11 protein-coding genes and 1 pseudogene are annotated in these 11,865 nt (G+C 67.0%); 8 read left to right on the top strand and 4 right to left on the bottom strand.

The annotated features are described in order from the left end of the window. Both VHB27_RS12965 and VHB27_RS12960 read right to left on the bottom strand, forming a co-directional pair. Positions 1-1,669 (bottom strand): annotated as a pseudogene (locus tag VHB27_RS12965) (hypothetical protein); the annotation flags it as partial. A gap of 135 nt (positions 1,670-1,804) precedes the next feature. Further along, on the bottom strand, positions 1,805-2,200 hold the full coding sequence (locus tag VHB27_RS12960; RefSeq protein WP_325601007.1) for a hypothetical protein: 396 nt from the start codon (positions 2,198-2,200) through the stop codon (positions 1,805-1,807). A 195-nt stretch (positions 2,201-2,395) separates the two neighbouring features. On the opposite strand from VHB27_RS12960, the gene rfaE1 reads away from it, so the two are divergent. The 6 genes from rfaE1 (at position 2,396) to VHB27_RS12930 (ending at position 8,557) form a co-directional block, all read left to right on the top strand. Then, positions 2,396-3,904 (top strand): D-glycero-beta-D-manno-heptose-7-phosphate kinase, encoded by a 1,509-nt coding sequence (gene rfaE1, locus VHB27_RS12955; RefSeq protein ID WP_325601006.1) that lies wholly within the window; start codon positions 2,396-2,398, stop codon positions 3,902-3,904. Between the two features lie 49 nt (positions 3,905-3,953). Beyond that, positions 3,954-4,976 carry an NAD(P)/FAD-dependent oxidoreductase gene (locus VHB27_RS12950; RefSeq protein ID WP_325601004.1) on the top strand — a complete coding sequence of 341 codons (1,023 nt, stop codon included), beginning with the start codon at positions 3,954-3,956 and terminating at the stop codon, positions 4,974-4,976. A gap of 145 nt (positions 4,977-5,121) precedes the next feature. Next, positions 5,122-5,838, top strand: a complete 717-nt coding sequence (locus tag VHB27_RS12945) for an NRDE family protein (RefSeq protein ID WP_325601002.1) — start codon at positions 5,122-5,124, stop codon at positions 5,836-5,838. Positions 5,839-5,938: 100 nt separating this feature from the next. Then, positions 5,939-6,703, top strand: a complete 765-nt coding sequence (gene purC / locus VHB27_RS12940; RefSeq protein ID WP_325601000.1) for a phosphoribosylaminoimidazolesuccinocarboxamide synthase — start codon at positions 5,939-5,941, stop codon at positions 6,701-6,703. Next, a complete protein-coding gene (gene purS / locus VHB27_RS12935) occupies positions 6,700-6,942 on the top strand; it encodes a phosphoribosylformylglycinamidine synthase subunit PurS (protein WP_325600998.1) in 243 nt (80 codons plus the stop codon). The genes purC and purS overlap by 4 nt, the downstream gene beginning before the upstream one ends. Before the next feature lie 103 nt (positions 6,943-7,045). Beyond that, positions 7,046-8,557: a RelA/SpoT domain-containing protein gene (locus VHB27_RS12930; RefSeq protein ID WP_325600996.1), complete on the top strand. Its 1,512-nt coding sequence runs from the start codon at positions 7,046-7,048 to the stop codon at positions 8,555-8,557. Positions 8,558-8,808: 251 nt separating this feature from the next. Here the strand turns inward: VHB27_RS12930 and VHB27_RS12925 are convergent, their stop codons facing one another. Further along, positions 8,809-9,321, bottom strand: coding sequence for an adenylyltransferase/cytidyltransferase family protein (locus VHB27_RS12925; protein WP_325600994.1), 513 nt, complete (start codon positions 9,319-9,321; stop codon positions 8,809-8,811). 80 nt (positions 9,322-9,401) lie between these two features. Here VHB27_RS12925 and bioB point away from each other — a divergent pair, with 80 nt between their 5' ends. Together bioB and VHB27_RS12915 are read left to right on the top strand one after the other, a co-directional pair. Continuing rightward, complete coding sequence (bioB, locus tag VHB27_RS12920; RefSeq protein WP_325600993.1) at positions 9,402-10,352, top strand: biotin synthase BioB; 951 nt, start codon at positions 9,402-9,404, stop codon at positions 10,350-10,352. A gap of 98 nt (positions 10,353-10,450) precedes the next feature. Continuing rightward, a complete protein-coding gene (locus VHB27_RS12915; RefSeq protein WP_325600991.1) occupies positions 10,451-11,386 on the top strand; it encodes a phosphate/phosphite/phosphonate ABC transporter substrate-binding protein in 936 nt (311 codons plus the stop codon). Between the two features lie 31 nt (positions 11,387-11,417). Here VHB27_RS12915 and VHB27_RS12910 read toward each other — a convergent pair. Then, a partial coding sequence (locus VHB27_RS12910) for an MFS transporter (RefSeq protein WP_325600989.1) occupies positions 11,418-11,865 on the bottom strand: 448 nt, incomplete at its 5' end.

The following is an 11,865-nucleotide window of genomic DNA, read 5'->3' as shown; positions in this document are numbered from 1 at the left end:
TGAATTCCCGCTCCTGTTCCGCCGTAGGAACAAAACTGTCCGCCTCGATGGTTGCCATGGTGCTGGCCGTCGGTTCGCCCGGCGCGGACGACAGCGGCAGGTCGGCCGCAGCCCGCGTGGCGGTGGCGGTCGTCAGCAGCGTCTCTTCCTTTTCCCCGCCGGTCAGGTTCCGGACGATGACGCGCACGGTGTGCTCGCCCTCGGTTCGGTTGGCGACACGCTGGCGGAAGGTGAACCCCGACATCATCGCGTGCGGGATTTCCGGGAAGGCGGAGCCGACATCGTTGCGGTCATGGCCATAGACCGCCAGACCGGCCGTCTCGTCATCGAACAGCACGCGCACCTGGGCGATGCCGATGCCGCAGACGGCCCAGCCGCTGACGTCCAGGACGCCGTCGCCGCTCAGGCTGACGGCGTCACAGAACATGCGGATTTCCGTCGACGGTTTCGGGGCCTCGGGCTTCGGGGCTTCAGGCTTCTGGGTCTCGGGCCTTGCGGGGGCGTCTGCCGCGGCGGCGCGTAGCGCCGGGGTGGTCAGCACGAAGCCGATCACCGGCTCTTCCGCGATGCGGAAATCGGTCTGCAGCGAATAGGCCGGCTTCTGGTTCAGCAGGTTGAACACGGGCGTCGGCGGTTCGGCCGCGGTTTCCGCCTTGGGCACCGCCGCCGGCGCGATGGCTGGGCGGAGCCGCTCCGTCACGCGGTGGATCGGCACCACGACCGTCTGGCCGAACCCGTCGCGGCACACCACCTGGACCCGCACGCACGCGGCGTTGATGTCCAGCGGGTCCAGCGTGCAGACCAGGCTGAAGCCGGACTGTCGCGCGTTCGGGAAGGACGGATGCGCTGCGGCGACGTCTTCGCGCCGCTCGCCGAAGCGGGCGTCGCCGACGCGCTCCTCATCGGCGTGGACTTGCAATGCCAGGATGGGACGCATGGCCAGCGCCCAGCCGGACACGCTCAATACGCCGTCCTGGTCGAGCATCGCGCGCTCTATATATACAATTGCATGCGGTCGCGCGGGGGTGTGGGCTAGGGCAGGGTTGGTGGGACCGGAGACGAGGACGCCGTGCCCGGTGTCGGGATTGAAGTCGAGCGTGTAGTCCTGAACGTGCTCCTGTCCCGTTTCGGTACGGGCAAGGATGCGGAAATCGCTGGCGCCCGCGGCACCGTGACGCGGCCTGGGCAGGTTGAGTTGAAAGCCGACCTGCCACGTCGGCGCCGCGTTGGGCGTCGCGGCGATCATCATCCCTTCCGGATGGCCATACGCGGTGGCGCTGAACAGACGCTCGTCGGCCAGCAGGCGGACCTCGACGACCGGGTCGGTCGAGAGCACCCGGCCACGCAACCAAATGTCGAAACGGTCGTCGGAGAGGCCGAAGGGGACGCCGCTGTCGAGTTCGATCCAGATGCCGGGCCCCTCGACGCGTGGCGGTTCCGCCGGCGCCGGTTCGGCCGGTTCCGTGGGGGGCAGTGCCGGTTCGGCCAACCGCGGTTCGGCCAACTCTGGGGCGATCAACTCCGGAGCAGTCGGCTCCGGTTGGAGTTCCGGCGTCGGGACCGCCATCGCGGCCTCCTCCGAGGATGCCGGCGCTGCCGCGCGCTTGGCGCGGCGCCTGGGTTCCTTGTTCTGGTGCTCGGCATCGGGAGCGGGCGATTTGCGCGGCATTCAGACGGGCGTCCTGTCGGTCAGTCTCGTCGTAACGTCATCCGGCCAATCATGCCAGACACGCCAGGACGGGGCGCCCAGACGGGGCGCCCAGACGGGGTGTCGCGATACCGGGGCCGGCTGGATGATGTCGCATCACATGCCGAATGGCAGCCGGCCCTCACGATAGCCGTCCTTGTCGAAATGTTCCTGTGCCGAGAGAACGACGCCTTTGCTCATGCTTTCGGCTACATCCGGGTTTTGCGAAAGATACCACTTTTCGTCGACGACCATGGGGAATGGCAGCCGCCCTTCGAAGTAGCCGTCATCGACGAAATGCTGGCGTGCGGACTTGACCAGGCCCTGGCGGATCGCGTCGCCGATATCGGGATAGGTTTCGAGGTACCAGGCCTCGTCTACGTCAATCCCGCGGATCATGGTACGCAGCAGGCCGATAAAATTTTCGTATGTGACGTTTACATGTAATTCGCCGCGGATCGTCGAAATTTCGATCGAACGGCGGATCAGTTCGAAGGGCGGGAGATATTTCACGGTCTCTCCTGAGCGATCAGTGCATGCACGTGAACGGCGATATGCTGATATCGTCCGCAATCGTGACGTTCACTCCAATAGCCTGTCCCTTCCCTCGATGGAACCATTTGTCGCCGGTTTTTTTGCAGGTGCAGCATTCCGATCGGTTTGCTAAGGACCGTGCAGTTTCCCGGCCAACCGAGACGGACCCCGCCCATGACGTTCATCAGCAAAAACGCCGGCAGGTCGACGCCGACGAGCGATATCGAGCTCGCAGACATCGTCAGGAATTTTCACGCGGCGCGTGTGCTCGTCATCGGCGACATCATCCTCGATCGCTATGTCACCGGTTCCGTGCAACGCCTGTCGCCCGAGGCGCCCATTCCTGTGCTGCGTCCCATGGGCGATCGCAGCACGCTGGGCGGTGCGGCGAACGTCGCGCTGAACATCGCGACGCTGGGCGGCAAGGCGGTGCTGATCGGCGTGATCGGCGCCGACGAAGCCGGCGCGACGGTGCAGCGCCTGTCCGAAGCGACCGAGAACATCACGCCGGCCCTGGTCACCATCGCGCAACGCCCGACCACGGCGAAGACGCGGTTCATGACCGGGTCCCATCAATTGTTGCGCCTGGATGAAGAAACGGTGGCGCCGCTCGACGCGGCGGGGGCCGAGACGGTGCTGGCGGCGGTCGCGGCGCATCTGGACGCGGTCGACCTCGTCATTCTCTCCGACTACGCCAAGGGCGTCCTGTGCGACCAGGTGCTGGGGCAGGTGTTGGCGCTGTGCCAGACCGCGAAGCGGCCGGTGATCGCCGACCCGAAGCGGGCTGATTTCACCGTCTATCGTGGCGCCACCATCCTGACGCCAAACGAGCATGAGGTCCGCGTCGCCACCCGCATCACGGCCGACCATGACGAGGAAGCCGATCGTGCCGGCCGCCTGGCGCTGGAAGCCACCGAAGGGGAGGCGGTGCTGGTCACCCGCTCCGCCAAGGGGCTGACGCTGGTGTGCCGCGAGCAAGAGGCGCTACACCTGCCGACCAGGGCGCGGGAGGTCGCGGACGTGTCGGGTGCCGGCGACACGCTGGTGGCGGCGCTGGCGGTGGCGCTGGGCGCCGGGGCCTCGCTGCCCGACGCGGCGACGCTGGCGAACGCGACGGCCGGGATCTCGGTCGGCAAGCAGGGCACCGCCACGGTGTCGCAGCAGGAGTTGCTGGACGTCCTGCACCTCGACGACCTCGTGCAGACGGATCGTAAGGTCGTCGGCCTGGCGGCGGCGAAGGAGAAGGCGCGCGACTGGCAGCGCCGGGGCCTGAAGGTCGGTTTCGCCAATGGCTGCTTCGACCTGATCCATCCCGGCCATGTCCGGCTGTTGAGCGAGGCGCGCGCGGCCTGCGACCGGCTGATCGTCGCGCTGAACACCGACGCTTCGGTCAAGCGGCTGAAAGGCCCGTCCCGGCCGCTGCAGAACGAGATGGCGCGCGCCACCGTCATGGCGTCGATGGCGCCGGTCGACCTGGTGACGCTGTTCGATGAGGACACGCCGCTGGAGATGATCGCCGAACTGCGGCCGGACGTGCTGGTCAAAGGCTCCGACTACACGGTCGAGCAGGTCGTGGGGCATGAGTTGGTGCAGGGTTGGGGCGGCAAGGTCGTGCTGGTGCAGTTGAAGGACGGGCACAGCACGACGAACACGATCAAGCGGATGACGGCGCCCGTTACGTAAATCGGGTGCGGGGATTGCGCCGGCTGAAAACCGACGTATACGGCCCTTCATGACCGAAGCACCCGTGGCACTGGAGACTGACGTCGCCATCGTGGGCGCCGGCCCGATCGGGCTGTTCGCCGTGTTCGAGCTCGGCATGCTGAAACTGCGCAGCGTGCTGATCGACGCGCTGGCCGAAGTCGGCGGCCAGTGCACCGCGCTGTATCCTGAAAAGCCGATCTACGACATCCCCGCGCACCCGGCGATCGAGGCCGGCGCGCTGATCACGCAACTGGAACAGCAGATCGAGCCGTTCGCCGCGCCGCGCCTGCTGGGCCGGCAGGTCAACGGGTTGTCGGGCGCGCGCGGCGATTTCACCCTGACCACCGACAAGGGCGACACGGTGCGGGCCAAGGCGGTGCTGGTCGCCGCGGGCGCCGGCGCCTTCGGGCCGAACCGTCCGCCGCTGGAGGGGCTGGCGGCGTTCGAGGCCTCGGGCGCGGTGCAGTACTATGTCCGCCGGCGGGAGGATTTCCGCGGCAAGCGGGTGGTGATCGCCGGTGGCGGCGATTCCGCCGTCGACTGGGCGCTGGCGCTGAAGGACATCGCCCGCGTCTCCGTCGTCCATCGCCGCGCCAAGTTCCGCGCCGCCCCGGAATCCGCCGCTCGGCTGGACCAGGCCGCGGCGGCAGGCGAGGTGGAGATGGTGATCCCCTATCAACTCCATGGCCTGGTCGGGACCGGCGGCGCGCTTCAGGCCGTGGAGGTCGCGACCCTGGAAGGGGAGGTCAAATCGGTGCCAGCCGATGTGCTGCTGCCGTTCTTCGGACTGTCGATGGATCTGGGGCCGATCGCCGCCTGGGGGATGGACCTTGCGCTGCACCACGTGACGGTCGATCCGGCGACGTGCGAGACCTCGATCCCCGGGGTGTTCGCGGTCGGCGACGTGGCAAGCTACCCGGGCAAGCTGAAGCTGATTCTGCAAGGGTTCAGCGAGGCCGCGATGGCGGCGCACGCGATCTTCCCGATCGTGCATCCCGACCAGGCGCTGCGGTTCGAGTATTCAACCAGCAAGGGCGTTCCGGCGGGATAGGGAGCCGGCCATGAGAGGGTCCATGGGAGAGGGACCATGACGGGGCCGGGACGCTGAGGCGTGTCAGCGCGGCTTGCGGCGGGCGGCTTCGACGGACACAGTCCACGCCGCCGCGCCTCGCGGCTGGAGCGTCCGCTGCCGAACCATGTGTACCGTCGTCATCCTGATCCGTCCCGGTCGTGCCCCTTTTGGCCGTGTCATGCTGGCTGCCAACCGTGACGAGCGCATCGACCGGCCCTGGGACCCTCCGGCGGAATACTGGCCGGGCATCCTGGGCGGCCGGGACCGGACCGCCGGGGGCACCTGGATGGCGCTGAACCGCGCGGGGGTGGTCGCCACGGTGCTGAACCGGCCCGGGACGCTGGGGCCGGCCGCCGGCAAGCGCAGCCGGGGGGAACTGCCGCTGCTGGCGCTGTGCCATGACACCGCCGCCGCGGCGGTCGAGGCGGTGACCCTGCTGGACGCCGGCGACTGGCGCGGCTTCAACATGGTGATCGCCGACGCCGACGGCGGCTACTTCGTCCGCGGCGAGGGTGTCGGCCATCCGCACGCCGATGCGCTGCTGCCGGGCGTGTCGATGGTCACGGCGCATGATCCGAACGACCTCGACAGCCCACGCACCGCGCGGCATCTGGCGCGGTTCCGGACCGCCGAACCCGAATTGGGCGACTGGTCCGCCTGGCGCGCGATCCTGATGGACCGTTCCGGCGCCGCCGGGGAACAGATCAACGTTGTGCCCCGCGGCGGCTTCGGCACGGTGTGCTCATCCCTGCTCAGCCTGCCGGCCGGGGGCGAGCCGGAATGGCTGTTCGCGGACGGACCACCGCATGAGGCGCCGTTCCGCCCGATCAGGTGGGCTTGACGGGCGGATTTTGCCAAGCCGGCAAGCACTGCTATACCCGCTTGGCGGCGCCTCTCGGGGCGCCGCCGTTCAACCGTGCGTGCATCGAAGGGATTCCGCTATGGCCCGCCGCCGCCAATTGTATGAGGGCAAGGCAAAGATCCTGTTCGAAGGCCCCGAACCCGGCACTCTGGTCCAGTATTTCAAGGACGACGCTACCGCCGGCAACGGCGCCAAGAAAGGGATCATCACCGGCAAGGGCGTGCTGAACAACCGCATCAGCGAATACCTGATGATGCGACTGCACGAGATCGGTGTGCCCACCCATTTCGTCCGTCGCCTGAACATGCGCGAGCAACTGATCCGCGAGGTCGAGATCATCCCGCTGGAGGTCGTCGTCCGCAACGTCGCGGCCGGGTCGCTGTCCACCCGGCTGGGGATTCCCGAGGGCACGCGCCTGCCGCGCTCGATCATCGAGTATTACTACAAGAACGACGCACTGAACGACCCGATGGTCAGCGAGGAGCACATCACCTGCTTCGGCTGGGCCAACACCGCCGACCTGGACGACATCGTCGCGCTGACGCTGCGGATCAACGACTTCCTGTCCGGCCTGTTGCTGGGCGTCGGCATCACGCTGGTCGACTTCAAGCTGGAATTCGGCCGGCTGTGGGAGAATGACGAGATGCGCATCATCCTGGCCGACGAGATCAGCCCGGACAATTGCCGCCTATGGGACAGCAAGACGAACGAGAAGATGGACAAGGACCGGTTCCGCAAAGACCTCGGCAAGGTCGAGGAGGCGTATCAGGAGGTCGCCCGTCGCCTGGGCATCCTGCCCGAGGCCGGTGCGCGCGACCTTAAGGGCCCGGAGATGGTGCAGTGAAGGCGATCGTGACTGTGATGCCCAAGGCGGGGGTGCTGGACCCGCAGGGGAAGGCGATCGGGCATGCCCTGGGCTCGCTGGGGTTCGCGGGCGTCGCTGACGTGCGTGCGGGGAAGGTGATCGAGTTGGAACTGGCGGAGACCGACCCGGCGGCGGCCAAGGCGGCGGCGGAAGACATGGCCCGCCGGCTGCTGGCGAACGCGGTGATCGAGAGCTTCCGGGTAGTGGTGGAAGGGTAGGGCATACGCGCCAGCCCTGCCCATGGGTCTCACCCAAGGGCCTTGCCAATACGGCGGGACCGTCTGACTATCGTTACGTTTGCGGTGGTCAGGGGGGTGGCCAGTGTCTGTCGCGGCCAGTCAGGAAGTCGACGCATTCTTCGCCAATGACGGCAACCGTGCCGCCTATCTTCGGTTGCTGGACCGTGTCGAGCGGCTTTGCGGCGATATCAAGCATGACGTCGGCGAAGAGATCGTCCGCGCCATCTACAGCCGCAAGGACAAGCAGAACGGCAACGCGTTCAAGACGCCGGCCAAAATCGCAAAGGCCCTGACCGAGAGGCGGCGGTCGGACCCGCGCACGGCGATCGCCTCGATCGAGGACATCATCGGCCTGACCCTGGTCGTCTATTATCCCGACCAGATCGATATGGTCCGCGACCGCATCGTCCACCATGTCGAGCATGATCGCCGCCTGCGCGTGGACCGGCAGAAATCCGTCATCCGGAACGGTTACCACGGTTACCATATCGTCCTGCAGTCAAACGATCCCGGCGACGCGGACCTGAAATGCGAGGTCCAGATCAAGACCATGATGCACGACGCCTGGTCGGCAAAGATGCACGACCTGAACTACAAGCCGCACGGTCACACGGACCTGCGTCTGTCGGCCATGATGTCGGTATTTGGCGACGCGCTCGAATCCATTGAACGGCAGAGCGTGCTGCTGCGCACCTTGATCCACGAACGATGGAACGCCGAGGTCGGGCGCCGCAGGGCGGTGCGCCACACCTTGTTCGAGCAGTTGCAGAGCATCCGCAAAGGCTTCAGCGAAGAGGCCGACGGCATCTATCGCGCCTTGTACGCGGCGACGCTGGCGACGCCGCCGGCGGGGCCACCCTGGTCCTCGGTCACCCCCCGTGTTGTCGAGCACGCGCGCCAGTCGGCTCGGGAAGGGGCGTGGCTTGCGCTTTGCCTGGCGGATGTTTCCAACGATCCGGAACATGCCGCGCTGGCAGCCCGGCGTGTCGCGCGATTCCTGGGCGAAATGCGGACCGATGGGACCATCGGCGAGGCCGCGGAGGGACTGACCGACACGTCCGACAGCCGGGACGTTTGGCTCATGGCGCTGGGCCTGAGCGCGTGCGGCAACCTGAACGCCGCCATCGAAGTGAGCGACTACATCCTGCTGCACTTGAACCGGCTGCCGGATGAGGATCTGGCGATGGTGAGGTTCAACCTGGCCAATTTCCTTGTCGAACAGGCGATCTTCGAGCCGGCGGGCGCCGACGGGACGGCCTTGCGCCAGCGCGTGGAAGACCTGCTCGCCGCCTGCAGCCATATCGAGCGCGAGGACCCGAGCGCGTTCCATGACCTGAGGGGCATGCTGGAGGTGGCGGTGGCAACGGAAGCAGGCAGCGTGCGCGAGGCCATCATGCTGATCGAGCGCGGTCTGTCGGAGGCGAACGAGGTCGACAGGGACATCGCGCGTCTGTATTACGAATTGCATATCCGCCTGGCTTGGCGGCGGCTGCTGGAACTGGAGGCCGAGGTCGCGACCCAGCCGCCGCCGTCACGCCTGCCCGCGCCGGTCACTCCGGCCGGCCCTATCGCCCCGGCCAACCCGCCCGGTTGACCATGCGGTACCTGCCTAGGGGGTTTCGCTTGCGTACGCTCTCATGGCCCGGGGCCTGCTGCTATCCGTACGATCCGAGGCGTTGCCGCCTTCGGTCGACGGGCTTCAACGTCCGTCGACCGGGTCCTCACGCGGGACGCGACGGCCCAGCGGATAGGCTTCGAGAGGATGGGTCATCTCAGGACAACTCCGTGAACGGACTGCTCCAATGAGCATGGTCTATATACGTTCCTGGATGGGTGGATGCAAGCTCATGAGGATGCGTAGCGGGTCATGATCCGCTTGATCAGCGCACTGGTCGAATAGCCATCGGTATGGCCCACGCGTTCCGCTCGGCCGCCGATCGATTCCAGGATTTCCTTGAAAAAGAAGTTCTTGTCCGACCATTCGCCGCTGGATTTGACGAAGACGTCCGGACGGACGGTCTTGACCAGGGTGACCGGATGCTCGCCGGCCTCGTCGAAGGCGATGACCGCGTCCACGAACCGGACGCTGGACAGCATGAACATACGGTCGGCAAGCGGATTGATCGGGCGCAACGGCCCCTTCTTGCGCTGCACCGAGGCATCGGTGTTGGTCGCCACCACCAGCCGGTCGCCGAAGCCGCGCGCCTGCCGCAGGGTCTCGACGTGACCGCGATGCATCAGGTCGAAGACGCCGCTGGTCATGACGATCCGGTCCCCGGCCTTGCGCCAGCCGGCGACAAGGTCGGTCAGTTCCTGTTCGGTCTGGCAGGCCGTCACGACATTCCCCCAATGCGCCACCGGATGGCATCCAGATTAGGCGGGAAGCGGCAACCGGGATAGAAGCGGCGCTCCCGTTGCCCAGCTTGATGGACGATTCCATGGATTTCCCGACGCACCAGTCTTGGACCCAGGCCGAGGTCGAAGCCTTGTTCGCCCTGCCGTTTCCGGATCTGATGTTCCGTGCCCAGACGGTCCACCGCGAGCATTTCGACCCGAACGCGGTACAGATCGCGACCCTGTTGTCGATCAAGACCGGCGGCTGTCCGGAGGATTGCGGCTATTGCTCGCAGAGCGCGCACCATCCGACTGGACTCGCGGCGTCGAAGCTGATGCCGCTGGACGCCGTGCTGGCCCAGGCGCAGGCGGCGAAGCAGGCCGGGGCAAGCCGCTTCTGCATGGGCGCGGCCTGGCGTTCGCCGAAGGACCGCGACATCGACGCCGTCTGCGCGATGGTCGAGGGCGTGCGCGCGCTGGGGCTGGAGACCTGCGTCACGCTGGGCATGCTGGAGGCGGAACAGGCGCGGCGCCTGAAGGCGGCGGGGCTGGACTACTACAACCACAACCTCGATACGTCTCCGGAATACTATGGTTCGGTCATCACCACCCGGACCTACCAGGACCGGCTGGATACGCTGGCGCATGTACGCGACGCTGGCATCCATGTCTGCTGCGGCGGCATCGTCGGGCTGGGTGAAACCGTCGCCGACCGTGCCAGCCTGATCGCGACGCTCGCCAGCCTGCCGCGCCCGCCGGAGAGCGTGCCGATCAACGCGCTGGTGCGCGTGGAGGGAACACGGCTGGCGCGGTCGGAACCAATCGACGCGCTGGATTTCGTGCGCGTGGTGGCCGCGGCGCGGATCACCATGCCCCAGTCCTTCGTGCGACTGTCGGCGGGGCGGGAGAGCATGACGGACGAAGCGCAGGCGCTGTGCTTCCTGGCCGGGGCGAACTCGATCTTCCATGGCGCGAAGCTGCTGACGACGCCGAACGCCGACCAGGGCAAGGACCGGGCGCTGCTGGATCGGTTGGGGATGGCGGCCTGGTCCTGAGGCGTCATGGATGGTTCACGAGAGAATCATTCATCTGACAAAGAGGCGGCCATAGGCTTTCAATAAGCCCTCCGCACGCGCATGGTGTGGAGGGACATTTGGATCGGATCATTTCGGGGTTCCGCAGGATTTTGCTCGCGGCGCCGGCCATGGTGGCAGCAGGCCTGGTTGGAACGGCCCTGGCGGGGCCGGCGAGGGCCGCTGTGGCGGACTGCCCGAACGGAGGCTCCGTTCGTTTCGCCGTCGTTCCCGCCGAGGACACCGCCCAACTGACCCCGATCTACGGCCGCCTCGCCGATTTGATCGGCCAGCGCCTCGGCTGCAAGGTCGTGGTTCAGTTCGGTACCAACTACACCGCCGTGATCGAGGCCATGCGGGCGAACAGGGCGGATTTCGCGCAGTTTGGCGCCTTCAGCTATGTCCTTGCGCATCAGGTTGCCGGCGCCGAGGCGGTGGCGAACTTCGCCGGTCCGGACGGCAAGCCGGGCGTTTATTACGCCAGCATCACCACCTGGCCAGGGTCGGGGATCACCTCGCTTGCGGATGTGAAGGGCAAGCCCTTCGCGTTCTCGGACGCCGCGTCCACCTCGGGGCACTTGATTCCGAGCTATGGGCTGCGAAAGGCGGGGATCGATCCGACGAAGGACGTCCAGTCGTTCTACACCGGGTCGCACACCGCCAGCTTCGAGGCGCTGCGGAACCACAAAGTCCCTGTCGGGGAGCTGAACAGTACCGCCGTCGCTGCGGCAAAGCTGCAGGGGTTCTACAACCCGGCGGACTACGTCACGCTGTGGCAGTCAGAGCCGATCCCGAACGGTCCCCTCGCGGTACGCGGCAACCTGGACCCGGGCTTCAAGAAGCGGCTGACAGACATCCTGCAGACGCTGGACCTGTCGAGCATGCCGGCGCACGACATGAAGTATCTGGGCAAGGCCGGTGTGCGCGGCCTCGCGCCGGTCGACGACCACAACTACGACGGGATCCGTGACGTCGTGACGGTGCTGCACCTGGACTTGAGCAAGATGCAGGACTGATGGGATGCGGGCGTGACGGGGTGGTCTCCGGTCAGACCACCGCGTCGGTCGCGCCGAGGTCGGCGGCGAGGTCCTCCAGCGATCGCTGGCGCGTCTCGACGCCGGCGACCAGTACGACGACCGCCAGCAGCCCCAGCAGGCCCGCCATGAAGCCGGACACAAGGCTGACGCCGCCCAGGTTGAACGCCCAGACCACGCCGAACTGCGCCCCGGACGCAGCCAGCCGTCCCGTCGCCCCCGCCAGCCCCGCGCCGCGCATCCTGAGCCGGGTGGGGAACAGTTCCGGCACGTAGATCGAGTAGCCCAGCGCCACCAATGCATAGGCCGAGACCATGATGGCGAAGCCGACCGCCATCAGTTGGATGTCGGTCTCGGCATGGGCATAGGCCACGCCGCTGATGCCCCAGGCGAGCGAAAGGATGACGATGCCCGGACGGCGGCCGACCCGGTCGGCGATCAGGCTGCCCAGCACCGAGCCG

The organism is Rhodopila sp. (genome assembly GCF_035548235.1).
GTDB lineage: Bacteria > Pseudomonadota > Alphaproteobacteria > Acetobacterales > Acetobacteraceae > Rhodopila.
This window is presented reverse-complemented; position numbering and strand designations above follow the sequence as displayed.